At 70.5% G+C, this 24,926-nt stretch carries 19 protein-coding genes; 13 read left to right on the top strand and 6 right to left on the bottom strand.

Going from position 1 to position 24,926, the window contains the following annotated elements; genetic code table 11:
- Positions 1–53: 53 nt before the first annotated feature.
- On the bottom strand, positions 54–1,538 hold the full coding sequence (locus tag GHC57_RS01140) for an NAD-dependent succinate-semialdehyde dehydrogenase (RefSeq protein ID WP_153340224.1): 1,485 nt from the start codon (positions 1,536–1,538) through the stop codon (positions 54–56).
- A gap of 434 nt (positions 1,539–1,972) precedes the next feature.
- Between GHC57_RS01140 and GHC57_RS01135 the strand changes: the two genes are divergently transcribed.
- Positions 1,973–2,500 carry an REP-associated tyrosine transposase gene (locus tag GHC57_RS01135; protein ID WP_153340222.1) on the top strand — a complete coding sequence of 176 codons (528 nt, stop codon included), beginning with the start codon at positions 1,973–1,975 and terminating at the stop codon, positions 2,498–2,500.
- 65 nt (positions 2,501–2,565) lie between these two features.
- Here GHC57_RS01135 and GHC57_RS01130 read toward each other — a convergent pair whose 3' ends face one another.
- Positions 2,566–3,057, bottom strand: a complete 492-nt coding sequence (locus GHC57_RS01130) for an Lrp/AsnC family transcriptional regulator (RefSeq protein ID WP_153340220.1) — start codon at positions 3,055–3,057, stop codon at positions 2,566–2,568.
- Positions 3,058–3,302: 245 nt separating this feature from the next.
- On the opposite strand from GHC57_RS01130, the gene GHC57_RS20370 reads away from it, so the two are divergent.
- The 9 genes from GHC57_RS20370 (at position 3,303) to GHC57_RS01085 (ending at position 17,777) form a co-directional block, all read left to right on the top strand.
- Positions 3,303–4,373, top strand: a complete 1,071-nt coding sequence (locus tag GHC57_RS20370; RefSeq protein ID WP_153340218.1) for a YSC84-related protein — start codon at positions 3,303–3,305, stop codon at positions 4,371–4,373.
- Positions 4,374–4,422: 49 nt separating this feature from the next.
- Positions 4,423–5,868: a cobyric acid synthase gene (locus tag GHC57_RS01120; protein ID WP_153340324.1), complete on the top strand. Its 1,446-nt coding sequence runs from the start codon at positions 4,423–4,425 to the stop codon at positions 5,866–5,868.
- A gap of 75 nt (positions 5,869–5,943) precedes the next feature.
- Positions 5,944–6,954: a hypothetical protein gene (locus tag GHC57_RS01115; protein WP_153340216.1), complete on the top strand. Its 1,011-nt coding sequence runs from the start codon at positions 5,944–5,946 to the stop codon at positions 6,952–6,954.
- Positions 6,955–7,491: 537 nt separating this feature from the next.
- Positions 7,492–10,596: an EAL domain-containing protein gene (locus GHC57_RS01110; RefSeq protein WP_170294600.1), complete on the top strand. Its 3,105-nt coding sequence runs from the start codon at positions 7,492–7,494 to the stop codon at positions 10,594–10,596.
- Between the two features lie 56 nt (positions 10,597–10,652).
- Entirely contained in the window at positions 10,653–11,918 is a 1,266-nt protein-coding gene (locus GHC57_RS01105) for a motility associated factor glycosyltransferase family protein (protein WP_153340212.1), read from the top strand.
- 93 nt (positions 11,919–12,011) lie between these two features.
- Complete coding sequence (locus GHC57_RS01100; protein ID WP_153340210.1) at positions 12,012–12,665, top strand: glutathione S-transferase family protein; 654 nt, start codon at positions 12,012–12,014, stop codon at positions 12,663–12,665.
- Between the two features lie 192 nt (positions 12,666–12,857).
- Positions 12,858–15,233: a methyl-accepting chemotaxis protein gene (locus tag GHC57_RS01095; RefSeq protein WP_170294599.1), complete on the top strand. Its 2,376-nt coding sequence runs from the start codon at positions 12,858–12,860 to the stop codon at positions 15,231–15,233.
- 128 nt (positions 15,234–15,361) lie between these two features.
- Positions 15,362–17,164 (top strand): translation elongation factor 4, encoded by a 1,803-nt coding sequence (gene lepA, locus GHC57_RS01090; RefSeq protein ID WP_153340206.1) that lies wholly within the window; start codon positions 15,362–15,364, stop codon positions 17,162–17,164.
- A 298-nt stretch (positions 17,165–17,462) separates the two neighbouring features.
- A complete protein-coding gene (locus tag GHC57_RS01085; protein WP_153340205.1) occupies positions 17,463–17,777 on the top strand; it encodes a nucleotidyltransferase family protein in 315 nt (104 codons plus the stop codon).
- A gap of 78 nt (positions 17,778–17,855) precedes the next feature.
- Here the strand turns inward: GHC57_RS01085 and GHC57_RS01080 are convergent, their stop codons facing one another.
- The gene (locus tag GHC57_RS01080) at positions 17,856–18,203 is read right to left on the bottom strand and encodes a phasin family protein (RefSeq protein WP_153340203.1); all 348 of its coding nucleotides are present in this window, start codon (positions 18,201–18,203) and stop codon (positions 17,856–17,858) included.
- A gap of 294 nt (positions 18,204–18,497) precedes the next feature.
- Here GHC57_RS01080 and GHC57_RS01075 point away from each other — a divergent pair, with 294 nt between their 5' ends.
- Positions 18,498–19,037, top strand: a complete 540-nt coding sequence (locus GHC57_RS01075; protein WP_246152038.1) for a hypothetical protein — start codon at positions 18,498–18,500, stop codon at positions 19,035–19,037.
- Between the two features lie 34 nt (positions 19,038–19,071).
- Here GHC57_RS01075 and GHC57_RS01070 read toward each other — a convergent pair whose 3' ends face one another.
- A complete protein-coding gene (locus tag GHC57_RS01070) occupies positions 19,072–19,539 on the bottom strand; it encodes a DUF488 domain-containing protein (protein WP_153340200.1) in 468 nt (155 codons plus the stop codon).
- The gene (locus tag GHC57_RS01065) at positions 19,536–21,443 is read right to left on the bottom strand and encodes an adenylate/guanylate cyclase domain-containing protein (RefSeq protein ID WP_153340198.1); all 1,908 of its coding nucleotides are present in this window, start codon (positions 21,441–21,443) and stop codon (positions 19,536–19,538) included. The genes GHC57_RS01070 and GHC57_RS01065 overlap by 4 nt, the downstream gene beginning before the upstream one ends.
- A gap of 291 nt (positions 21,444–21,734) precedes the next feature.
- Between GHC57_RS01065 and GHC57_RS01060 the strand changes: the two genes are divergently transcribed.
- Complete coding sequence (locus tag GHC57_RS01060) at positions 21,735–22,508, top strand: MBL fold metallo-hydrolase (protein ID WP_153340196.1); 774 nt, start codon at positions 21,735–21,737, stop codon at positions 22,506–22,508.
- Positions 22,508–23,128: a class I SAM-dependent methyltransferase gene (locus GHC57_RS01055; RefSeq protein ID WP_153340194.1), complete on the top strand. Its 621-nt coding sequence runs from the start codon at positions 22,508–22,510 to the stop codon at positions 23,126–23,128. The genes GHC57_RS01060 and GHC57_RS01055 overlap by 1 nt, the downstream gene beginning before the upstream one ends.
- Here the strand turns inward: GHC57_RS01055 and GHC57_RS01050 are convergent.
- A complete protein-coding gene (locus tag GHC57_RS01050) occupies positions 23,050–24,660 on the bottom strand; it encodes a sigma-54-dependent transcriptional regulator (protein WP_153340192.1) in 1,611 nt (536 codons plus the stop codon). The two genes, GHC57_RS01055 and GHC57_RS01050, sit on opposite strands and share 79 nt — an antisense overlap.
- Positions 24,661–24,926: the final 266 nt, after the last annotated feature.

The raw sequence follows: 24,926 nt of genomic DNA, 5'->3' as shown, positions 1-24,926 counted from the left end.
CAACCCGGACGGGGCGCCCCCGTCCGGCGATGGGATTCAGGTCTGGTGTCGCCTCACGCCCAGTCGCGGCAGACGTACTTGACCTCGGTATAAGCCTCCATGCCCAGGCGGGCGCCTTCGCGGCCGATGCCGGACTGCTTGTAGCCGCCGAAGGGGATGGGCGCCCCGGTCACCTTGGTCCGGTTGACCGCCACCATGCCATAGCGCAGGGCGCGGCTGGCGCGATAGATGCGGCGCGGGTCGTTGGTGTGCAGATAGGCGACCAGACCGGCCTCGCTGGCGTTGGCGCGGGTGATGGCCTCCTCTTCCGTATCGAAGGGGGCCAGCGCGGCCACGGGGCCGAAGGTCTCCTCCTGCCAGATCAGCGCATCCGGCGGCACGTCGGCCAGCACGGTGGGCTCGAAGAACAGCGGCCCGGCGGCGTGGCGCTTGCCGCCGCACAGCAGGCGCGCGCCCTTCTCCAGCGCATCGGCGACGTGCTCTTCCTGTTTCTTCACCGCGCCCTCGTTCATCAGGGGGCCGATGTCCGGATCATCCAGGCCCGGCCCGACGGTCAGCGCCGCCGTGGCCTTGGTGAAGGCCTCGCAATAGGCGTCGTAGATGGGTCGCTCGATGAACAGCCGGTTGGCCGCAAGGCAGTCCTGGCCCGAGGTGGCGAACTTGGCCTTGATGCCCTCGGCCACGGCCTCGTCGAAGGTGGCGTCGGCGAACACCAGCAGGGGGGCATGACCGCCCAGCTCCATCACCATGCGCTTCACGGTGTCGGCGGACTGGCGGTAGAGCAGCTTGCCGACCTCGGTCGAGCCGGTGAACGACAGCGCCCGCACGCGCGGTTCCGCCATCCAGGGCGGCACCACCTCGGACGAGCGGCCGGTGACCACGTTGAACACGCCCGCCGGCACGCCGGCGCGGTGCGCCAACGCGGCCAGGGCGAGGGCGGAGAACGGCGTTTCCCGCGACGGATGCACCACCACCGGGCAACCGGCGGCCATGGCGGCGGCGGCCTTGCGGGTGATCATGGCGCAGGGGAAGTTCCACGGGGTGACCAGGGCGGCCACGCCGACGGGCTCGCGCCAGACCTCGACCTCGGCATCCGGCAGGTGGCTGGTCACGCCCTCGATGTTGGGGCGTTTGGCCTCCTCGGCGTAGAACTCGATGAACGAGGCGGCATAGTCGATCTCGCCCCGGCTTTCGGACAGCGGCTTGCCCTGTTCCAGCGTCATGATGAGGGCCAGATCCTCGCGCGCCCCCGCCATCAGCTCGTACCAGCGGCGCAGGATGCGCGAGCGCTCCCAGCCCAGGGTGTGGGACCAGTCCCAGAACGAACGGTGCGCCGCATTGACCGCCTCGGCGCTTTCCTCGCCGGTCAGCGCGGGCACGCTGGCGACGGTGGAGCCGTCGGCCGGGTTGGTGACCGGCACGACGCGGCCGGAGGCGCTGTCGCACCACTGGCCGCCCACATAGGCGTGGGTGCGGAACAGACCGGGATCGGACAGGGACACGGGCGGCGTGTCCGCGCCGTCGGTGGGACGCAGCATGAGAGTCTCCCTGGTAAAGGTCGGGGTCGTGTCGATGTGTCCAGAGTACGGGACGCGGCGGTGAAAGTGGTTCTTATGTGTGCCGGACCGGGAGAGGAATTGCCTGATCCACGCGGCCTGGGCAGGCAGATTGCCTGGGATCAGGGTGTGCGTCCAAGCCGCGTAGGGCGGAGCCGCCCCGCAACGCGGGGCAACCCGCCGGGGGCGGAACCGTTGGCGGCGGGTTGCGCCTGCGGCGCGAACCCGCCCTCCAGGGTCACGATCAACCCGCGTAGGGCGGATTCGACCCCGCCCGTTTCCCGAAAGGGAAACGCGGCGGGGGCAATCCGCCACGTGCGGTCCCGAATACGGCGGACCGGAGACCAGACATTCCAAATGATTGCAGCAGCACCACGCGATCCCCTATAAGGGTCGCGTCCTGCTCGAGGCTCACCATGCCAAACTACCGCCGCAACAGGGTTCCGGGTGCCAGCTACTTCTTCACGGTCGCATTGCTTGAGCGACGGAAATCCCTGCTCGTCGATCACATCGACGTGCTTCGCCAATGCGTGCAACAGGTTCGGACGCAGCGCCCCTTTTACATCGACGCCTGGGTCGTGCTCCCCGACCACATGCATTGCATCTGGACGCTCCCCGGCGGTGACGCGGACTACGCAACACGCTGGCGCCTGATCAAACTCCTGTTCAGCAAGGCCTTGCCCGCGACCGAAACCCTGTCATCGACCCGACAGCGCCGCAGCGAACGGGGACTCTGGCAGCGTCGCTATTGGGAACACACGATCCGGTCCGACAGCGATTTCGCGCGGCACGTCGATTACGTTCACTTCAACCCCGTCCGGCACGGCCACGCCACGTGGGTCAAGGACTGGCCTTACTCGACCTTTCACAGGTTTGTCGGGAACGGCGTTCTCGATCCGGACTGGGCCGGAGATGTCGGGAACCTACCGACGGCACCTGAGTAGGACGGCACCGCAGGCGGCGGGTTGCGCCTTCGGCGCGAACCCGCCCTACAGGTCAGGAATCCCCCTCACCCGCTCCCGCCGATCCGCGTCACCGGCGGCGGGGTGTGTTTGACCGGCTTGGTCACCACATAGGTGAAGTAGCGCCGGATCCCCAGCCCCGACCCCAGGAATCGATCCATGAACGCCTGATAGCTTTCCAGGTCGCGGGCCATGACCCGCATGACGTAGTCGATCCCGCCACCCAGGCTGTCGCACTCGTAGATCTCCGGATGGGCCTGCACGGCGGCCTCGAAGCGGGCGAATTCCTCCGGCAGATGACTTTCCAGCTCCACCGTCACCACCACCTGCGTCAGCGGCCCGAACGCCTTCAGGGAGACGCGGGCCTCGTAGCCCTCGATGATGCCCGCGTCCTCCAGATGGCGCAGCCGCTCCCAGCAGGGTGTGGACGACAGGTTGACCCGCCGCGCCAGTTCGGATTTCGACAGACGGCCCTCGCGCTGCAGGATCTCGATGATCCGAAGGTCGCGCTCGTCCAGTTTCACGCCGTTGGTTTTCATTCTCGTGCGGTATTCAGTGAGCCGGGGCGGCGGGGCCGCCGACCCTGGCGCGGGCGCCCCGTGCGCCCTCCGGTTTTGCCGGAGTATATGGGAGCCGCGAGGCCCGCGCGACACCAACGGCGGGTCGGGGATGTCGCGCCCGACCGTCTCCATATTGCTGCCATTCTGATGGGATGTCTTGACGATGGGGTGAGACTGTCAGACCACAGGGGTCCCCCCCGACCGCGAACAGAGGAGAGCCGCCCGTGGGCCGTGTCCGCCAGTCCCGATTTTCCCGTCCCCGCCGCCGCGACGGCCGCCGCGCCGCGCTGCTGGCGACCGTCGGCCTGCTGATGGCGCTGCCGCCCGCGCCGGTCCTGGCCCAGTCGGGCGAGACCGGCCAGCCGGTGCCGCTGATCGGGCCGTCCAATGGCACGCTGGACCCCAGCCTGGGTGAACTGGACCAGCCGCCCCTTCCCATCGAGCCCACCGCCGGCCCGCGCACGGGCGCAACCACGGGCTCCACCGGGGCCAACCCGCCGCTGAGCCCGCCCCGGGTGATCGACGGCGGCCCGGGGACGCGCCCGCATCTGGCCGCGCCCGACGCCCCGACGGCGCCGAGCGCGCCGGGTCTGGCCGCGCCCGCCCCGAGCGCCACGGCGGGCACGGCCACCCTCACCCGGGGCAGCGACGACCCGGCGCGCGCCGAGGCCCTGGCCCGCGCCATGGGCACGGCCTCCGACGCGGCGGCCACGGTCACCGAGCTGCGCGCCGACAGCGGCTTCCAGGCCGACATGAACGACTTCCTGGCCCGCGCCCGGGCGGTCATGGTGATCCCCAGCTTCTTCCGCGCCGGGTTCGTCGTGGGCGGCGCTTACGGCTCGGCCGTGCTGACGGTGCGCGACGAGACCGGGGCGTTCTCGGAGCCGGCGTTCTACCGCATGGCGGCGGGCAGCGTGGGCCTGCAGATCGGCGCCCAGGATGCCCGCATCATCCTGCTGGTGATGACGGACGCCGGCCTTCAGGCCATCCTGAAGGACCAGTTCAAGCTGGAGGCCGGCGCCAACGTGACCTTCGGCCTGTACGGCGGTGGGGTCTCGACCGGCAGCACCACCGACGTGAACCAGGACATTCTCGCGTTCTCGCACAGCCGGGGCATCTTCGGCGGCGGCGCCCTGGAAGGCGCGGTGATCGAGCCGCGCCACGACTGGAACGCGGCCTATTACGACACCCCGGGCATCCTGCCGCGCACCATCCTGTTCGAGACCCCGGTGGCCAATCCCGTCTCGCGGCCGCTGATCCAGGCCCTGCAGGCGCCCGTGGGCGGTGGTGGCTGAGTCGGACACCCTCGCGGCCCTGCGGGGGGCGCGCCCGGGCCGCATGGTCATGCTGCAGGGGACGGGCTCGGACGTGGGCAAGTCCCTGCTGGTGGCGGGCCTGTGCCGCTGGCTGACCCGCCAGGGCCTGACCGTGCGCCCCTTCAAGCCGCAGAACATGTCCAACAACGCCGCCGTGACGGTGGAGGGCGGCGAGATCGGCCGCGCCCAGGCGCTGCAGGCGCGCGCCTGCGGCGCGCCGCCCTCGATCCACATGAACCCGGTGCTGCTGAAGCCGCAGACCGACGTGGGCAGCCAGGTGGTCGTGCAGGGACAGGTTTGGGGCAATGCCGGAGCGCGCGACTATGCGCGCCTCAAGCCCGACCTGATGCCCGCCGTCCTGGACAGTGCCGCCCGCCTGCGCGCCGCGGCCGACGTGGTGGTGGTCGAGGGCGCGGGCAGCGCCAGCGAGGTGAACCTGCGCGCGGGCGACATCGCCAACATGGGCTTCGCGCTGGAGACCGGCGCGCCCGTCGTGCTGGTGGCCGACATCGACCGGGGCGGGGTGATCGCGTCGCTGGTCGGCACCTGGGCGCTGCTGCCACCGGCGGAACGGGCGCTGCTGAGGGGCTACGTCATCAACAAGTTCCGGGGCGATCCCAGCCTGTTCGACCCCGCGGTGGCCATGATCGCGGACCGGACGGACGGCCTGCCCTGCCTGGGCGTGGTGCCCTGGTTCCACCGCGCCCGCGACCTGCCGGCGGAAGACGCGGTGGCCCTGGAGAGCCCGGCCGCCGCCCGCCCCGACGGTCTTTCCCGCGCGCCGCTCAAGGTCGGTGTGCCCCGCCTGTCGCGCATCGCCAACTTCGACGACATGGACCCGCTCGCGGCCGAGCCGGACGTGGCGCTGTCCTTCATCCAGCCGGGCCAGCCGCTGCCCGGCGATCTGGACCTGGTGGTGCTGCCGGGCTCCAAGGCCACGCTGGCGGATCTGGCCTTTTTCCGCGCCCAGGGATGGGACGTGGACCTGCTCGCCCACTGGCGCCGGGGCGGCGCGGTGCTGGGAATCTGCGCCGGCTATCAGATGCTCGGCCGCGTGGTGGCCGACCCGGACGGCATCGAGGGCCCGCCCGGCGCGGCGGAGGGTCTGGGGCTGCTGGACGTGGAGACCGTCATCGGCCCGACCAAGACGCTGCGGGACGGGCCGCTGGGCTACGAGATGCACATGGGGGTGACCAGCGGGCCGGATGCGGGTCGGCCCTGGCCGGGCGCACTTGCGGCGCTTGAGGGGCTGGCGGCCAAGGGCGCGGCCCGCGCGGACGGGCGGGTGCTGGGCTGCTACCTCCATGCGCTGCTGCACCGGGACGCCACACGCGCCGCCCTGCTGGCGGGACTGCGGCCCGGGCGCGAGGTCGGCCCCGCGTTCGAAGCCCGGGTGGAGGCCGCCCTTGACGCGCTGGCGGACCATGTGACCGCGCATGTGGACCCGCTCGCTGTGCTCGGCCTCGACGGCTGACGGCCCCACACACACCCTGGACGACCGGCGGCGACGGCCGCACACTCCCCGTGAGGCGAGCCCGGGAGACCCGACATGGCAGCGAGCACCGACGAGACCGCAGGCAGGGGCCGGACCGGCCTGCTGGGCCGCCTGCTGGGCGGACGCGGCCGGACGGGGGACGCCCCGCCCGCGCCCCGCGCCGAAACCACCGCGTCGGCCCGCGCCTGGGCCAACCTGCTGGACGGCCTGCGGGACGCGGGGCTGACCGTCTCGACGCCGCCGCCGGCCGTGCGTGACCTGAGCGCCCTCCCGGACGAGTCCGCCGTCCGTGCCGATCCCCTGGCGGTGGCGGCGGGCGTGTGCCTGCAGCATGCCGTGATGGTGCTGCTGCCCGTGGCCAGCGCGGTGGCGCCGACCGCCGCGCCCCGGTCCGGCCCCTGGCGGATCGGAGAGGCCGCCGGGTCCGACCTGCCCAACCCGCTGCCCGTGCTCGATCAGGTGATGGCGGCCGTTCGAGAGCGGGCCGACGGCGTGCCGGTGCAGGGGCTGGCGGTGGCGCTGGCGACCGATGCCTGGACGGTGCGACTGCCGGGCCGGGTGGCTCGCCCGGCGGACGTGCTGGCGCTGCTGGCGGACGCGGGCGGCGGGGGCGACACCCTGCCGGCGGTCGCGGCGGCCTGGGCGGCGCTCACCGGATCGCAGGCGGAGGCGGAGGCGGAGCCGGAGCCGGACACGGACACGGACACGGTCATCGTTGCCGCCGCCCTGCCCCCCGTGGCGGACCCTGCGGAGCCCGATACCGAACCGGATGTCACCGCCGCGCCGGGCCACGACACCGATCCGGACCCCGTTCCCGAACCCGTTCCCCACTCAGCGCCGGTCCCCGCGTCATCGCCACCGCCATCCCCCCAGCCGCCACGGGCGGCCCCGCCGCTGTGGGGAGCCACCCCGGCCCCGCCCGACACCGTCGCGCCTCGGGAGACCGCGGAGGCCACGGAGACACCGGAGCGCCGCGCCCCGCCGCGCCGCACCCGACCCTTCCGCCGCGCCGAGGCCCTGCGACTCGCCGATGAGTTGTCGGACCCCGATTCCGGAACGCCGTGAGGCGCGCCCTCGGGCCCAGATGTGGGAAGGGTCCCGTTCGGAGCCATGCACGAGCACGAGCACGGCCATGCCCTGGGGACACGTCGGCACGACCCGTCACCGAAGGGACCGGCCCGCCCCTCTCTTGCCGCCGCCCGGGACCCATCCGACAAAAAGCGCGCGCCGGGTGCGTCTTGATTGATTTGCGTCTTTAGACGCGAAAGGGCGCAGGGCCCGGACCGTGTAGAGGCGCGCGGTGAACATCCTGGCGCGCAACAACCCGACACGTCCGCGACCTGCGGGCGTCCGAGGCGGACCCGGCACGACAGTCGTGCCGCCGATGCGGCGGGGGCTCCGGGGCACGGTCAGGGGCGGTCCGGACACATCCTGTGGCGCATGTCACTGGACTTCGGCGGTCGGGCGCGGCACTCTGACGGGATCAAAGGGGGCTGTTCCACGCCACATGGTTTTGTGCCCGAGCGCCCGCGCCTTGAAAACCGCGCGGCTCCGCCCGGACGGGCTCTCAACACCCCGGCGACGGGAGAGAAAGCGAACACCGTGCGACTCCTTCTGGTCGAGGACAACCCGACGTACGCGGCCCTCGTCACGGCTCTGCTGGACGAGGACAGCGAAACGCGGTTCGAGACCGTCATGGCCAACAGCCTGGAAGCCGCCCGCAGCCGCCTGACCGCGGAACGGTTCGACGCGGTCATCCTTGATCTCACGCTGCCCGATTCCATTGGCCTGGAAACGCTGGACTCCATCCTGACGTCCGCCCCCGCCATGCCGGTGATCGTGCTGACGGGCACCGACGACGACCAGACCGCGTTGTCCGCCGTCCGCCGGGGCGCCCAGGACTACCTGTCGAAGGACGGCCTGTCCCCGGAAAGCCTGCGCCGCGCGATCCACTATGCCTGCTTGCGCAAGGAAACCATCGGCGCCCTGGCCACGGAAGGGGCGTTCCTGGAAGCCCTGGTGAACACCGTCGGCGACGGCCTCGCGGCGCTGGAATGCGTTCGCGACAGCGACGGCGGACGGGTGATCGACTTCCGCTGCCTGCTGGTCAACCCCGCCTTCACGGCGCTGGTCGGCCGCAAGGGCGGCGAGATCGCGGACCTGGGCCTGCGGGCGCTGGTGGCGGAGTGGGGTTGGCCCGAACTCGTCGATACCCTCGCCCAGGTGGCGCGAAGCCGCACGCCGCTGACCCTGGAACAGCGGCTACGGACCAACGGGGGGCAGGACCGTTGGGTGCGGATGAGCGCCAGCGGCCTGGGCGACGGGGTCGCCCTGACCCTGACCGATGTTACCGAGCGCCACGTGCAACAGCAGCGGGTGGCGCGCGCCCTAGAGCAGGCGGAGGCCGCCGACGCCGCCAAGACGCAGGTCCTCCAGGCCATCAGCCACGAACTGCGCACGCCGCTCAACAGCATCATCGGCTTCGCCGAGGTCATCCAGGCCGGCGTGTTCGGCCCGCTGGAAAACGCGCAGTACCGCACGTACATCGACGACATCGTGCGCTCCGGCAACGGCATGCTGGAGATCATCAACGATCAGCTCGACCTGCGCCGGATGCAGGATATCGCCCGCGCCGACAAGACCTATCGCCACCTGATCGACCTGGCGCCGGACCTGATCTGCGTGGTTCGGGACAACCTGATCGAACTGATGAACGACGCCGGCGCCGCCATCCTGGGCGTGTGGCCGTCCAACAGCCTGATCGGGCGCGACATCCGCCTGTACATGCACGAGGACAGCCGCGCCGTCCTGGACGATGCCGAGACCACCCTGATCGGCCGCCCCGCGCGCGTGCCCGCCCGGATGCTGGACATGCGCGGGCGCGTGATCGACGTGGAGATGGCGGCCATCCCCTATGACCCGGACGGTCCGGGGGTCAGCTACATGCTGGTCGCGCGCGACGTCAGCGAGCGCCTGCGCGCCACCGAACAACTGGTGCAGCGCGAACAGCGGCTGTCGCGCATCATGGATACGATGGTGGACGCCCTCATCATCATCGACACCGACGGCACCATCGAGACGTTCAACGCCGCCGCCGAGGCCGTGTTCGAGTACACGGCCGAGGAGGTGGTCGGCAAGCCGGTCTCCATCCTGATGCCGGAGGAGATGGGCGGCCAGCACCAGGACCACGTCCGCCGCTATCTGGGCACCGGCAAGAGCCGGGTGATCGGCACCGGCCGCGAGGTGGAAGCCCGGCGCAAGGACGGCACCACCTTCCCGGCCGAGCTGGCCATCTCGGAAATGGCGGTCGGCGGACGGACCCTGTTCATCGGGGTGATGCGGGACATCACCGAACGCAAGATCGCCGAACAGCGCCTGCTGTTCCTGGCCACGCGCAATCCGCTGACCGGCCTGCCCAACCGGGCGCTGTTCCGCGACCGCCTGGAAGCCGCCATCGCCCGCGCCGACAGCCGGGGCACCATGCTGGGCATCCTGTTCGTGGACCTGGACCACTTCAAGAACATCAACGACACCCTCGGCCACCCGGCCGGCGACCGCGTGTTGCAGATGGCCGGGCGGCGCCTGCAGAGCCATGTCCGGCCGGGCGACACGGTCTCGCACCAGAGCGGCGACGAATTCACGGTCATCCTGGAGAACCTGGAGTCCGAGGACGGTGTGGCGGAGATCGCCCACCGCATGCTGCAGGACCTGTCCCGCCCGTTCGAGGTGGACGGCCGCGAGATTTATACCTCCGGCTCCATCGGCGTGGTCATCTATCCGCGCACCCGGGGTGGCATTTCCAACCTGCTGCGCAACGTGGACACGGCCGTCAACTTCGCCAAGAAGAAAGGCCGCAACAACTTCCAGTTCTACACCAACCGGCTGTCCGACGACATGGTGCGCCGCCTGCAGCTTGAAACCGGCCTGCGGCGGGCGCTGGAGCGCGGGGAGCTGGCCGTCCACTATCAGCCCAAGGTGGACCTGACGACCCGCACCGTGGTGGGGGCCGAGGCGCTGCTGCGATGGCAGTCGCCCGACATCGGGTCAATCTCGCCGTTCGAGTTCATCCCCGTGGCCGAGGAAACCGGGCTGATCGTGCCCATCGGGGAATGGGTGCTGCGCGATGTCTGCCGGCAGATCCGCGCCTGGTTGGATCAGGGCCTGCAGCCGGTGCGGGTGGGCGTCAACCTCTCGGCCCGCCAGTTCCGCGACCAGAAGCTGGCCGAGACCATCAAGGGCATTCTCAGCGAGTCCAGGATTCAACCCGACCTGCTGGATCTGGAGCTGACCGAGAGCATGCTGGTCGAGAACCCGAACGAGGCGGTGGAAGCCCTCTGGTCGCTCAAGAAGATCGGCATCACCCTGTCGATCGACGACTTCGGCACCGGCTATTCGTCGCTGTCCTACCTCAAGCGGTTCCCCATCGACGCCCTGAAGATCGACCGCTCCTTCGTCAAGGACATCCCCGACAGCGAGGATGACATGGCGATCACGCAGGCCATCATCCGCATGGCCAGCGCGCTGGGCCTGTACCTGGTGGCCGAAGGTGTCGAGACCGAGCCGCAGATCCAGTTCCTGTGGGAGAACGGCTGTCAGGTCGGCCAGGGCTACCTGTTCAGCAAGCCGGTGGATCAGGACGCCATGACCGCCATCCTGGCCGAGGGGACCATTCCCCGGCGCGCCCCGGCCGCCGCCGTCGCCCGGTGAGAGGCGCACCAGCCGTCGTCCTGCCCGTCCAGCCGGGCCAGACCGATGCCGCCCTCGTGACCCTGGCCCACCTGCTGGACGCCGACCCCGCCGGGCGCGACCTCGCCGTGCTGGTGGCTCTGCGCGGCCCGCCGGACCGGCGCCTGCGGGAGTCCCTGGCGCCCTGGCACCCGCGCATCCGGGTGCGCCACCTCGTGGACCCGGCCAAGTGCGACGCCGACGGACCACCCCCGGACCCCGACCGCGCGACCCTGCTGTTGCGGCCGGGCGTGGCGCCGCCCCGGGATCTGCTCGCGCGGCTGGCGGCCCTCGCCCCCGCCCCCACGGCGCCGATGGCCCTCGGCTGTCGGCCCATCCCCGACGATGCGCCGCGCCGCCCCGGCCTGTTCGGGACCGTGCTGCGCCCCCTCGACTGTGCCGCCGCATGCGCCGGACCAGACGCGGGCCCGGCGGGCGGAGCCCTGATCCCGGCCGGGCTTCGGCACGACTTTGGGCACGACGACGGCTGGCCCCGGCGCGACCCGGACGCCCTGCCCCGCCTGCCCGGCCTGGGCCTGGCGGGACGCCCCGCACCCACCCCGGCCCCGCCGCCAAGCGCGCGCCTGGACGATCTGGTGGACCTGCACGCCGGACGCCCCGCCGTGATCGTCGGCAACGGCCCATCCCTGACGGCGGCGGCGCTGGCGGCCCTCGCCCGGCCCGGCGTGGTCACGTTCGCCTTCAACGGCGCCTGGCGCCTGCACCGGGCGGGACGCCTGACGCCCACGTGGCACGTGGTCGAAGACCGCCGCGTCATCACCGAGGAGGCGGCCGCCCTCGCCGCCCTCGACTGGTGCCCCCTGATCCTGCCCGCCGACCACGCCGGTCTGTTGCCGCCCGACGGGGACGGTCTTCGCCTGCCCCTGCCCGTGGACTGGTCGTGGTACGACCCCCGCGATCGGCGCCCCGCCCCGGGGTTCGCCTCCACCGGCCTCGGGCCGCTGCATGCCGGGCAGACGGTGGCCTATCTCGCGCTGCAGCTCGCCTTCCTGATGGGCTGCGACCCGGTGACGGCGGTGGGACTCGACCTGGATTACCGCCTGCCGCCCTCGGCCCGCATCACCGGCCCGGTGGTCACCTCGGGCGGCCCCGACCCCAACCATGCGGCCCCGGCGTATTTCGGGCCGGGACGCACGTGGCACCTGCCCAAGCCGGACCGCATGCGGGCCGCCGTCCGCCACGCCGCCCGGGTCTATGCCGCGCACGGGCGACGGCTCGACCTGCGGAGCGCACCCAGCGCCAGCTTCGGCCCTGGCCCCAAAAGATGTGCGGGCAGCGGCTGACGACATGCGATAGACTGGCCCCGTTCATCGGTCCGCTCCGCCGGGGCCCCCGGCGCGCGTGCACGCGGACGGTCACCAACTGGAGCCTCTCCCATGTCCGAGTTGACCCTGGTCATCGGCAACAAAGCCTATTCGTCGTGGTCCCTGCGCCCCTGGCTGGCGATGCGGGTGGCGGGGATTCCCTTCCGAGAGGAGGTCATCGCCCTTGACCAGCCCGAGACGCACGGCCGCATTCTGCGCCACTCGCCCGCCGGTCTGGTGCCCGTGCTGCACGACGGGACGCTGACCCTGTGGGAGTCCCTGTCGATCCTGGAATACATCGCCGAGCGCCATCCCGAGGCCGGCCTGTGGCCGGACAGCCGGGCCTCCCGCGCGTTCGCCCGCACGGTCGCCTGCGAGATGCACGCCGGCTTCGCCGCCCTGCGCGAGGCCATGCCCATGAACGTGCGCGAAACCCTGGACCCCGGGCCGATCCCGGCGGCCGTCCAGCGCGACATCGACCGCATCTGCGCGCTGTGGCAGGACTGCCGGTCCCACCACCGGGCCGGCGGGCCGTTCCTGTTCGGGCGGTTCACCAACGTGGACGCCATGTTCGCGCCGGTGGCCACGCGCTTCCGCACCTACGGCGTGCCCCTGGACGACATTTCGGCCCGGTACGTCCAGGCGATCTATGATCTGCCGGCCATGGGCGAATGGATCGCCGACGCGCATCAAGAGCCCTGGGTTGTGGAGCGCTATCGCAAATAACGGAAACAGACCCCGCAGCACGGCCCACACGTCATAGCCGATCCGGCGTATTGACGGACTGGCAACAATATCCTTACAACATGGAGGTGTTCCTCGAAATTCTGTTGCGGGGCGCGCCGGTTCCAGGTCCGGACTCGGGAATCGGTCCCACCGTCGTCGCCCCTTCGGGCCTGAACACTTAAGAGCATGCACATGATACGGTTGTCTTTGGCCCACAAGATCGGGGCGATCGTCGGCGTCCTGGGCCTCGGCCTGATCGCCGAGGCGTCCCTCAACGGGTACCAGGCCTGGCAGGCCCTGCAGGCCCAGCGCCACGTGGAAACCACCAACCAGGCGGCCCAGGCCCTGATCGACGCGGCCGAGAGCCTGGCGTGGGAGCGCGGCGCCTCGGCCCGGGTGATCCGCCAACCCGATGGCCCGGTCGAGGACAGCATCGAACGGGCGCGAGCCGCCCGGGCGGAGGCCATGGCGCACCTGCAGGCGGGCCTTGAGACGCTCGAACGTCTGGATCACGAGACCCTGCACGACGACATGGACGCGGTCACCGCGCGCCTGGAGCCGATCGCCCTGCACCGCGCGGAATTGGACCGGGTGTTCGAGACCCGATCCATCGATTCCTTCAGCGCGCTGGACGACGAGTGGGTCCCCGCCATGAACGCCCTGACCATGGCGGTCGCCGACCTGACCCTGGCGCTGGAGGGCCTGCTGCCGGAGATCGTGTCGCCCCGACTGCTGAGCCTGTACGAGTTGCGCACCGACATGTGGCGGGTCTCCGAATACGCGGACCGGCAAAAGATCCTGCTGGCCCGCGTGATCGGGGAAAAGGGCCTGCTGACGCGAGACCTTCAGGCCACGAATTTCGGGTTCGATGGCGTCATGGACAACGCCTGGACCTCGGCCCTGCGCCGCAGCGAACGCCTGTCCGGCGACCTGGCCGCCGCCGTGGACACCGCCCGGGCCGTGTTCACCGGCGCCTACGCGGACACCCGCGGCTCGGTCTACGCGGCCGCGTCGAGCTTCGGCGCCTACCCGGTCGAGGCGGCGGAGTGGATCGCCGTCGCCAACGAGACCATCGCCGCCGTGCAGACCGCCGGCGCCGCCATCGCGGCCGGCGCGGACCAGGAGATTACGGCCGAGATCGACGCGGCCCTGGGCAAGCTCTGGTTCGACCTGGGCATGGTCGCCTTCGCGGTCGTGGTCCTGGCCGGGGCCGCCGTGTTCGCGCATGTGGCCGTCGCCCGGCCGCTGATCCGGACCACCGGCGAGATGCACGCGCTGGCGGAAGGCGACATGGACATCGCCATCAGCGGGCAGGAGCGCCGGGACGAGATCGGCCTGCTCGCCAAGGCCCTGCTCCACTTCCAGGCCGGCGCGCGTGAACGCCAGGCGATGCGGGCCGAGCAGGCGGCGACCGAAGAGCGCAACGCGGCCGCCCGGCGCGAGGCCCTGCAGAAGATGGCCGACACCATCGATACCTCCAGTCGCGAGGCGCTGGCGGCGGTCGGCCGTCTGGCGGAAAGCCTGACCCAGGACGCCGAGAACCTGAAGGCGTCGTCGGACCGCGTGTCGGACAACGCCACCACGGTGGCGGGCGCAACCCAACAAGCCCTGGCCAACGCCCAGACCGTCGCCTCGGCGGCGGAGCAACTGGCGGCCTCGATCCAGGAGATCGGCCGGCAGGTGGCCGAATCCACCGCCATCGCCAACACCACGGTGGAGCGGGCGCGCGAAACCCAATCCGTGGTGGCGCAGCTCAGCGAGGTCGGCGACAGCATCGGCGAGGTGGTCGGGCTGATCGGCGAGATCGCGGACCAGACCAACCTGCTCGCCCTGAACGCCACCATCGAGGCCGCGCGCGCCGGCGATGCCGGCAAGGGCTTCGCCGTGGTCGCGAGCGAGGTGAAGTCGCTGGCCCAGCAGACGGCCTCGTCCACCGCCGACATCCAGAAGCGGGTGGCGCAGATCCAGGCGGTCTCGCGGCAGGCGGCCGAGGCCATCAACGGTGTCGGCTCCACCATCGAGCAGATGAACGCCATCACCCAGACGGTGTCGGCGGCGGTGGAACAGCAGATGGGCGCGACTCACGAGATCGCCCAGAACGTCCAGGAAAGCACCGACGCGACCCGCGAGGTGGCGCGCCTGATCGGCACCGTCGCCGACGAGGCCAACAGCGCCAAGGCCTCGGCCGATACGGTCGAGGACACCTCCCGCACCCTCAACGAGGCCGTGCTGGAGTTCGGCACCACCGTCACGCGGCTGGTGCGCACATCCACGGCGGACACCGACCGACGCCGGCACGAGCGCTTCGAACTGGCCGTGCATGTGGCGACCGATGCCGGGGGGCGCGGGGAAAACGCCGTGCTGCTCGACATCTCCCGCAGCGGGGCGCGGCTGCAGTCGCTGGCGGGCGCCCAGGTCGGCGGGCACCTGACCATCGACGTGCCCTCGACCCCCTACCGCTGGCCCGGCCGCATCGTGGACGTCTCACCCAAGGGCGTGCACATCGAATTCGACGAAGAGCACGAGATCAACGTCCCGGCCCTGCAGCGCCTGAGCAGCATCGCCTGATCCCGCGTTGAACCGGGTTGGACGCGGCTTCGCCCTTCAGCGGGGCGAAGGGGTGATGTGGCGCGTGTTGAACCGGGACCGGATTGCCCCTATACCAGCGGGCATCCAGACACCCGACGGGGACCTTCATGACCGACCTGTCCCATATCCGCAACTTCGCCATCATCGCGCACATCGATCACGGCAAGTCCACACTGGCCGACCGCATGATCCAGATGTGCGGTGGGCTGGACGACCGCGAGATGAAGGAACAGGTGCTCGACAGCATGGACATCGAGCGCGAGCGCGGCATCACCATCAAGGCGCAGACCGTGCGCCTGACCTGGCAGGCGGCCGACGGCCAGACCTATGCCATCAACCTGATGGACACGCCGGGGCACGTGGACTTCTCGTACGAGGTCTCGCGCTCGCTGGCCGCCTGCGAGGGCGCGCTTCTGGTCGTTGACGCCTCGCAGGGAGTGGAGGCGCAGACGCTCGCCAACGTCTATCTGGCGCTGGAGAACGACCTGGAGATCGTGCCCGTCCTCAACAAGATCGACCTTCCGGCCGCCGAACCCGAGCGCATCAAGGAGCAGATCGAGGACGTCATCGGCATCGACGCCTCGGACGCGCTGATGATCTCCGCCAAGACCGGCCAGGGTGTGCCGGAGGTGCTGGAAGCCCTGGTCAAGCGCCTGCCGCCGCCGCAGGGCGAGGTGGACAACCCGCCCAAGGCCCTGCTGGTGGACAGTTGGTACGACCCCTATCTGGGTGTCATCACGCTGGTGCGGGTGATCGACGGCACCTTCCGCAAGGGCATGAAGATGCGCATGATGCGCACCGAGGCCGTGCACCCGATCGACAAGGTGGGCATGTTCACGCCCAAGCTGGTGGAGACCGAAAGCCTGTCGGCCGGCGAAATGGGCTTCATCATGGCCGGCATCAAGTCGGTGGCCGACACCCAGGTGGGCGACACGCTCACCGACGACCGCAAGCCGTGCGAAACCCCGCTGCCGGGCTTCCGCCCGTCGGTGCCGGTGGTCTGGTGCGGGCTGTTCCCGGTCGATACCTCGGACTTCGAGACCCTGCGCGACAGCCTGGCCAAGCTGCGGCTGAACGACGCCAGTTTCGAGTTCCAGATGGAAACCTCGGCGGCGCTGGGATTCGGCTTCCGCTGCGGCTTCCTGGGTCTGCTGCACATGGAGATCATCCAGGAGCGCCTGACCCGCGAGTTCGACCTGGACCTGATTACGACCGCCCCCAGCGTGGTCTATAAAATGCACCTGACCAACGGCGAGTATCTGGAACTGCACAACCCGGCCGACATGCCGGACCCGGTGCTGATCGACAGCATCGAGGAACCCTGGGTCAAGGCCACCATCATCGTCCCCGACGAGTACCTGGGCCCGGTCCTGAAGCTGTGCACGGAACGGCGCGGCATCCAGTTGGACCTGACCTATGCGGGGGCGCGGGCCATGGCGGTCTACAAGCTGCCGCTGAACGAAATCGTGTTCGATTTCTACGACCGGCTGAAGTCCATCTCGCGGGGCTACGCCAGCTTCGACTACGACATGGACGAGTATACCGAGTCCGATCTCGTGAAGGTGTCGATCCTGGTCAACAACGAGCCGGTGGACGCGCTGGCGTTCGTCGCCCACCGCACCCAGGCCGATTTCCGGGGCCGCCAGATCTGCGAGCGACTGAAGGACCTGATCCCGCGCCACATGTTCAAGATCCCGCTCCAGGCCGCCATCGGCGGGCGGGTGATCGCGCGCGAGACGATCTCGGCCATGCGCAAGGACGTGACCGCCAAGTGCTACGGCGGCGACGTCAGCCGGAAACGCAAGCTGCTGGAGAAGCAGAAAGAGGGCAAGAAGAAGATGCGCCAGTTCGGCAAGGTGGAAATCCCGCAGTCCGCCTTCATCGAAGCCCTCCGCATGAAGGAGGGGTGAGGTCCAGGGAAACCGGCTCAGGTCAACATGAGGGCGCTTTCCGCGCCGTCAGAGCAGGCCTCTCGAGATCCCTCGTCTCGCTTCGCTCGCTCGGGATGACGACCCAGTCCTATAGAATGTCATCCTGAAGCCGCGAAGCGGCTGAAGGATCTGGAGCGCGGGTCTCCGACCCTTTGCAAAGGTCTGAAGGAGCGATCCTGTCAACCTGACCCTGTTGCCCTGGGGTGAGGCCAACAGCCACACCCTATGCTGGGCTTGGACGTCGAACTCCAGTCTTTCATCGGAAGACGCGGACCCCATGACCGCCGAAATCGCCGAGAAACGCGAGGCCCTTGCCGCGCTGTGCCGGCGATATGGCGTGGCTTGCCTTGAGGTGTTCGGGTCAGCCGGGCGGGGCGGACCCGATTGGGATCCGGTCCGCAGCGACATCGATTTCCTGGTGGCATTCAAGGACGGCGCTGTCCCGACCCTCACCGAGTATTTCGCCTTGCAGACGGCGTTGAGTCAGGTTCTGGAGCGCCCGGTCGACCTCGTCATGCCAGACGCGGTGAGAAACCCTTATTTGCGCGCCTCGATCGAACAGACGCGGGCCCCCGTTTTTGCCCGCCCCTGACGCAAAAAGCCCCGCGCCGGGAGGCGCGGGGCTTTCGGGGGTCATGGCGCGCCGCGATGCGGCGCCGGCCGGCGCCGGTCAGGCGCGGGCGAAGCCTTCGAGCACGGCCTTGGTCTGGACCTGCATCGGCTCCATGGCGCTCTTCAGGACACCGTTGGACAGCTCGACCATCTTCTTGGACTGGGCAACCGCGGCGTCCCAGTTGTCCTTCACCAGCTTGGTCTGCACGTTGGTGAAGTCGGCCGGGGTCTTGCAGGCACCGAGCTGCTTGCTGGCGGCCACGGCGCCGTCCATGGACTTGGACGAGAAGGCGACGGCCTCCTTGCTGATGTCCTCGAAGCCCTTGGCCAGGACCTGGGTGGCGCTGGTGGCGGCCTCGATGGTGTCCTTGTTCAGCTTGATGAGATCTTCGTAGGTGCGGATCATGGCTTGGCCTTCCTTGATATCGGTGGTCGGTGAGAACAGTCGGTCTGCCCGCTCCGACGGGCGTTCTCGCGATACGTGGGCCGGGCAGCCTGCCGCCGATGGGCCCCATCGGGGTTTATGCTGCACTGCGGTATGACCCTCAATTTACGCTGTTTCGGCTCCGTGTCAACGGGGAAATTGTGCACTGCACAAAAATCGGCGCCAGGCGCACGCATACCCCGGCCTTTCTATCGGCGCGATCATGATGCTAGTCTGTGACGGTGGGTTCGCGGCAGAAGGGCGGGGGCGCAGCGGATGTCGGAGCACGGTGCCTCAAACCTGGACGACCCGGCCGCCGGATCCGGCGCGGGGGACGACCCGGCCGGGTTCGAGGCCCTGCGTGCCCGGGTCCAGGGCACGAACATCAGCCCCGACACCCTGCTCGCGACGGATTATCTCAACCATTTCAACGAGATCATCATGATGCTCGACATGGTCCCGGACATGCCGGACCTGGTCGAGGAGTGCGCGGAGTGGCAGCCCAAGACCTATTCCGCCCATTTCGCGGGCAGCACGTTCCGCGACAAGGATCTGGCCATCGAGGCCTATGAGCACTGCCCGCCGGCCTACCGCGAACCGTTCGACGCCACCATTGCCCAGATGGACGCGCTGGCTCTGTCCACCGTGGCCGCCATGCAGGACTCGGTGGCCAACGGCGACACCGAGGCGGTCGCCCTCCAGGCCAGCACCGCCAGTCGCGCACTGCAGCGCCTGATGGACATGGCCAGCGCCATCATCCACGGCGCCAGCACCACCATGGATCAGAGCGAGATCGACGCCATTCTGGGGCGGTGACTCCCGAGGGCGACTCCCGAGGGCGACTCCCCGGCTACCCATCCCCGAACAGATCGCCCTGGCGCGGATCACCGCGGGGCACGACGAGATGCCGAACCGCCGCGCCGGTGCGCGCGGCCAGAGCCGCCGCCACCGCGCTGCGATGGCACTGCATCGGATCCCGCTCCAGGCACAGCAGCGCCACCGGGCCGCCGTCCTCGGCCATCAGCGCCGCCGCCGACTCCAGAGCCGCCCGCCCTTCGGGTCCCGCCAGATGCGCGGCCATGCCGGGACCGCCGGTGGGGTCGGTCTTGGCGGGATTGCCCAACCCGGCCAGATGCACATACCGCAGCCCGGCCTTGGCCGCCGCCCCGGCCAGCGCGGTCTTGGTGAACGCGGCCCGGCGCGACCAGGGCACGGCGCGCACATCGATCACCGTTCGCACACCCTCGGTCCGCAGCGTCCCGAACACGGCCTCCGGCGTGCTGCCTTGGTAGCCGATGGTGACAACCGCGCCGGTCATCCCGCCCCCTGGGCATGACCGCCCTCCGCCGGGGTGAACACATGCTCGGCCTCCGCGCGGCCGCGCACCGTCTGCGGCCCGAGCGACAGGAACGGGATGTCCGGCGAAAGCGCGGCCGTGCGGGCCGAGACCAGGATGCGCGTGCCCGTGGCCTTGTTCATGAACTCCAGGCGCGCCGCCAGATTCACGGCGTCCCCGTGCACGGTGTAGGTCAGCCGGTCGCGGGCCCCGACGGCGCCGGCCAGCACCATGCCCGTGCCGATGCCGATCCGGCAGGCCAGCGCGTGCCCCTCCACCGGCGCGGCATCCAGGCGCGCCACCATGGCCTGGGCGGCGGCGACGGCCGCGCCGGCGTGGTCCGGGTGGCGGGCCGGCAGATTGAACACGACCAGCATGGCGTCGCCCTGGAACTGGGTGACGACACCGCCATGCCGCTCCAGGATGTCCACCATCTCCGAGAAATAGGCGTTCAGCACCCGCACCATGGGCTCGGGCCCCAGGTCATGGGTCAGTGCGGTGAACGACACCAGATCGGCGAACAGAACGGTGGCCTCGGTCTCGTCCGGGCGGGCCTCGCCCCGGTCGGTCAGCAGACGCCGCGCCACCGCCTCCGGCACGTACTTGCCGAACAGGTTGCGGATCCGCTCGCGCTCGCGCAGGCCCTCGATCATGCCCCGGATGGCCTCGTTGCCCTCGCGGTACTCCCGGATCCGGGAGCGGCCGTCGGCGACACTGACGCTGAGGTCACCGGCGGCGACCGAACGCGCCAGGTGGGCGAAGCGCAGCACCGGCCGCCCGATCCAGCGCGCCACCAGCAGGGCGACCAGCACCGAGGCCCCCAGAACCGCCAGACCGGCGAAGAACACGGTTTGCAGACGGATGAAGGCCGTCGCCCCCTCGGTCGTCGTGAAGTGGGTGCCCAACAGCATGGGCTCGGGCGTCACCCCCTCCACCCGGCGCAGGGTGTGAACCACATCCACGTCGGCCAGATGGATCCCCTGCGCCCACCCGGGCTCCAGATCGATGGGACCGCGCAGGTCCATGGGCTCGGCCGTCCACAGCGGGGCCAGATAGGGGTCGGGAAAGCTGGCGAGCGCCGGAAGCGGCTGGGCCGGCCCCTCGCCCCGGCCCAGCCCCCCGCCGTCCCCCGGATCGGAGATGGTGTTCGGGATCGGGTCCGACACCGTTCCGGTGTCCGGGGCGCGCGCGGACAGGCTCGCCGACCCGTCCATGAGCGGATGCGCCAGCACCTGATCGCGGCCGTACAGGATGTAGGGGGTCAGCCCCTCGTCCGACAGCAGCCCGGGCAGGGAGGGCGCGATGGGGTCGAGCCCGATCATGGCCAGCAGCACCGCCACGGGCGCGCCGTCCCGCATCAGCGGCGCGCGGATGTTGAATGCCGCCTGCCCGGTGCGGCCCCGCCAGACCGGATGGCCCCACGCCACGGCGGCATCGCCCCGCCGGGCCCGGTCCAGCACGCCGCTGACCAGCGCGCTGACGGCCGGACGGTGGCGCCAGTCCACGGCCGTCACGGTGCCGTCCCGCCCGTATCGGCGGCCGGTGTGATCCGGAAAGATGACGGCCAGGCTCTCCAGCCGGGGCGTCCCGGCCATCAGGCCGCGCACATACGGGTCCAGCGCCGCCGCATCGGTCAGGTCGAGCGCATCGGCCTCCACCATCGCCTGGGCGCTGCGGGCCGCCGACTCCAGCGGCCGGAGTTGGCCGCGCAGCCACACGGTCATGCCGTGTAGTACCGTGGCCGAGCGCTGCAGCATGAGGTCCTGGATCGACTCCCGGCTGGACAGCAGGCCGAGGGCCAGCATGGACCCGGAGGAGGTCAGGACCAGCCCAACAACGCCCACCAGCAGGACGGAACGGAGAGACACGGTGGCGCGGTCGAACATCGGACGGGCTCGCAGGGGAAAGGGACGTCAGGGTCCTGTCACGGGACCGCCAAAACATACCACACCAGCGGCGGGCGCGTGTGACTCCCCCGCCTCGGGCGCCCTTCGGGCGGCCGTCCGGAAACGAATGGCATCGCGCAGCGGCGCCAGGGCCGGCCACGGGCTTCGACGGTCATCGTCAGATGCCGTTGATATAAGGTGTTCAGGGCCGGGAAACGTCCCTATTCTGGGCGGGCCCGCGCGGACCCACATCAGCCAGACGGGCGGCAGGACGCCAGACGGACCAGACGGATGCGACTGCAGTTTCTCGGCACCGGCGCGGCCTTCACCCTCGCCGACGACAATTTCCAGAGCAACGCGGTGCTGGAGGCGGACGACGGCCGCAGGCTCCTCATCGATTGCGGGTCCGATGTCCGCTGGGCGCTGAAGGCCGCCGGGCTGTCCCGCCAGGACATCGACGCGGTCTACATCAGTCACCTGCACGGCGACCATATCGGCGGCATGGAGTGGTTCGGCTTCACCAGCTACTTCTGTCCCGGCACCGCCCGTCCCGACCTGTTTCTCTGCGACGCCCTGGCGGAGCCCCTGTGGCATTCCGCGCTCAAGGCCGGGATGGAGGCGCTGGACTTCGGCCGCGCCCGCCTCGACCATTATTTCAGCGTGCACCCGCTGCCGCCGGACGGCCGCTTCCGGTTCGGCGGGGCCGCGCTCGACCTGGTGCCCGTGCTGCACATCCGCGCCGGGGACGGGGAAATGTGGTCCTACGGCCTGTCCATCGGGACGGCGGCGGGGCCGGTGCTGTTCACCTCGGACTGCCTCAGCCAGCCGGAGCGCCTGATGCCGTGGTACCGCGCGGCGCGGCTGATCTTCCACGACTGCGATACGGGCCCGCGGCCCGGCGGGGCCCACGCCCACTACAGCGAGCTCTCGACCCTGCCGGCCGACATCAAGGCGCGCATGTGGCTCTATCACCACAAGGACGGCCCCCTGCCCGACGCCCGGGCGGCCGGCTTCCTGGGCTTTGTCCGGCCGCGCCAGACCTTCGACCTGGGACCCGCCGCCTGATGCCGCCACCCGAAGTGCACCTGAAGCTGACTGTGCCCGCGCCGTGGATCACCCGGTTCGCCGCGCTCATCCGGCCCGGCGGCGCGGTGCTGGACGTGGCCTGCGGCGGGGGCCGCCATGCGCGCTGGCTGGTGGCGCGCGGCTTTGCGCTCACCCTGGTGGACCGGGATACGGACGCCGTGGCCGATCTGGCCGACCGGGCCGAGATCGTGACCGCCGACCTGGAGGACGGCGCCCCCTGGCCCTTCGCCGGGCGCACGTTCGATGCCGTGATGGTGACCAACTACCTGCACCGGCCCCTGTTCGGCCCGCTGGTGGACGCCGTGGCGCCGGGCGGCGTGCTGCTCTATCAGACCTTCATGCTGGGCAACGAGCGCTTCGCGCGGCCGCGCAACCCGGACCACCTGCTGCGGCCGGGGGAACTGCTGGAGGCCATCGCGGGCCGGGGGCTGCAGGTGGTCGCGTTTCAGCAGGGACAGCAGGTCAGCGACTCCGGCCAGGGGCAGGCGGTCGTGCAGGCCCTGTGCGCCTGCCGCACCGATCAGCCGGTGGCGCTGCCTCCAACCGATCCGCCAACCGAGCCTTCCCCGGGACCGCCGGTGACCGGGTCGCCGAACTGACGGATGCGGCGGTAGATGGTGCTGGGGCTGACCTCCAGCAGGGCGGCGGCGCGGGGCACGTTGCCGTTGCACAGCTTGAGCGCGGTCGTCATGTGCTCCCACTCCACCTGCCAGAGCGGGCGCAGGCCGTGGGCCCGCCGCAGACCCTCCATGGCCTGCGCGCCGCCGCCGTCCGTCCTGGTGTCGGCAGACGGTGGCGCGCCCGCTGTGGGCGCGGCCGCTGTGGGCGCGACCGACGGAGCAGCCGCGGCGGACCCTGGATCCGGGGCCGCATCCGCCTTGGGCGGCTCGGCCGGCGGCCGGGCGAAGGCCCGGGTCGGGCCCTCCAGCATGTCGGCGGTGACCAGCGGGCCGTCGTTCAGCACCACCACGTTGCGCAACACGTTCTGAAGCTGGCGCACGTTGCCGGGCCAGGGCAGCAGCTTGAGCAGGGCCTGCGCGGGCTCGGTGAAGTCGCGGAAGCTGCGCCCCTCCTCCTGCGCAAAGCGTTCCAGGAAGGCGCGCGCGATTTCCACCACGTCGCCCTCGCGGTCGCGCAGGGGCGGCAGGTGGATCGGGATGACGTGCAGGCGGAAATACAGGTCCTCGCGGAAGCGCCCGGCCTGCACCTCCGCCCAGGGATCGCGGTTGGTGGCGCAGATGAAGCGCGTATCCACCTTGACCAGGCGGCTGCCCCCCACCGGCGTGAACGATCCCGTCTGGATGAACCGCAGCAGCTTGGCCTGCAGGCCGAGATCCATCTCGCAGATCTCGTCCAGGAACAGGGTGCCGCCGTCGGCCCGCGCGGCGGCCCCGGGGCGGTCGGCAGTCGCCCCGGTGAACGCGCCTTTCACGTGCCCGAAGATCTCGCTCTCGATCAGTTCGTGGGGGATGGCGGCGCAGTTCAGGGCCACGAAGGGTCCGGGCTGCCGGGCGCTGGCGCGGTGCAGAGCCTCGGCGCAGACCTCCTTGCCGGTGCCCGACTCGCCGGTGATGAACACGCTGGCCCGGGACGGCGCGGCGGCCTCGATGGTGCGGTAGACGCCCTGCATGGCGAGCGAGGAGCCGATGAAGCCGTGAAATGTCTCGCGGCCGATCTCCGCCTGGATGCGCCGCAGCGTGCCGGCCATGGCGTGGCGCTCGATGGCGTTCTTCAGCGTCACGCGCAGCCGGTCGGCCGGGAAGGGCTTGGTCAGGAAGTCGTCGGCCCCCTCCCGCATGGCCTCCACGGCCACCTGCATCGACCCCTGGGAGGTGACCACCACCACCGCGATGTCGCGCGCGGCGCTGCGCAGCTCGCGCAGGATGTCGAGCCCCGAGGCGTCCGGCAGGCGCAGGTCCAGGATCATCGCGATGTGGTCGCCCGACTCCAGCGCACGTCGCGCCTCCGCCCCGGTCTCGGCCAGGTCCACCGGCCACCCCAGGTCACGCAGGTACTCCATGTACACCCGCGCCATCGACGGCGTGTCCTCGACCAGAAGAACGCGGCCCTCCGACGGCGGCAGGGCCTGGGCGTTCGGCAGCGCGGACGTGGTGTTCAGGGTGTCACTCATCGATAGGACCACGGTTGCAACAAACGGGCTCGACCGCACCACGCGGGAGGGCGGGAGGACCACACGGGCCGGCTGACGCGCGCCGGCTCCGGACGACGAAAATGGACAGGGCGCGGGGCGGGACGGGATCCGTCACATGCTGGCAAATGTTTGCCTGCCCTTCCTTTACGGCGTTGAGGACCCCTCAGTTTAACGCCTTATGCGGAAGAGAGAACCCCCTTACTGACGCAAAAATCGAGAACCGCCCGCTTTCATTTTTCTAGGGC

This window comes from Roseospira navarrensis (assembly GCF_009601025.1).
Classification (GTDB): Bacteria; Pseudomonadota; Alphaproteobacteria; order Rhodospirillales; family Rhodospirillaceae; genus Rhodospira; species Rhodospira navarrensis.
This window is presented reverse-complemented; position numbering and strand designations above follow the sequence as displayed.

Excerpts from the sequence above, each read along its gene's own strand:
- GHC57_RS01100 (WP_153340210.1), top strand. The coding sequence starts at position 12,012 with ATGTCCGAGTTGACCCTGGTCATCGGCAACAAAGCCTATTCGTCGTGG.
- GHC57_RS01050 (WP_153340192.1), bottom strand. The coding sequence starts at position 24,660 with ATGAGTGACACCCTGAACACCACGTCCGCGCTGCCGAACGCCCAGGCC.
- GHC57_RS01070 (WP_153340200.1), bottom strand. The coding sequence starts at position 19,539 with ATGACCGGCGCGGTTGTCACCATCGGCTACCAAGGCAGCACGCCGGAG.
- GHC57_RS01075 (WP_246152038.1), top strand. The coding sequence starts at position 18,498 with ATGTCGGAGCACGGTGCCTCAAACCTGGACGACCCGGCCGCCGGATCC.
- GHC57_RS01080 (WP_153340203.1), bottom strand. The coding sequence starts at position 18,203 with ATGATCCGCACCTACGAAGATCTCATCAAGCTGAACAAGGACACCATC.
- GHC57_RS01140 (WP_153340224.1), bottom strand. The coding sequence starts at position 1,538 with ATGCTGCGTCCCACCGACGGCGCGGACACGCCGCCCGTGTCCCTGTCC.
- lepA (WP_153340206.1), top strand. The coding sequence starts at position 15,362 with ATGACCGACCTGTCCCATATCCGCAACTTCGCCATCATCGCGCACATC.
- GHC57_RS01115 (WP_153340216.1), top strand. The coding sequence starts at position 5,944 with ATGGCAGCGAGCACCGACGAGACCGCAGGCAGGGGCCGGACCGGCCTG.
- GHC57_RS01065 (WP_153340198.1), bottom strand. The coding sequence starts at position 21,443 with ATGTTCGACCGCGCCACCGTGTCTCTCCGTTCCGTCCTGCTGGTGGGC.
- GHC57_RS01060 (WP_153340196.1), top strand. The coding sequence starts at position 21,735 with ATGCGACTGCAGTTTCTCGGCACCGGCGCGGCCTTCACCCTCGCCGAC.
- GHC57_RS01130 (WP_153340220.1), bottom strand. The coding sequence starts at position 3,057 with ATGAAAACCAACGGCGTGAAACTGGACGAGCGCGACCTTCGGATCATC.
- GHC57_RS01055 (WP_153340194.1), top strand. The coding sequence starts at position 22,508 with ATGCCGCCACCCGAAGTGCACCTGAAGCTGACTGTGCCCGCGCCGTGG.
- GHC57_RS01095 (WP_170294599.1), top strand. The coding sequence starts at position 12,858 with ATGATACGGTTGTCTTTGGCCCACAAGATCGGGGCGATCGTCGGCGTC.
- GHC57_RS01085 (WP_153340205.1), top strand. The coding sequence starts at position 17,463 with ATGACCGCCGAAATCGCCGAGAAACGCGAGGCCCTTGCCGCGCTGTGC.
- GHC57_RS01120 (WP_153340324.1), top strand. The coding sequence starts at position 4,423 with ATGCTGCAGGGGACGGGCTCGGACGTGGGCAAGTCCCTGCTGGTGGCG.
- GHC57_RS01135 (WP_153340222.1), top strand. The coding sequence starts at position 1,973 with ATGCCAAACTACCGCCGCAACAGGGTTCCGGGTGCCAGCTACTTCTTC.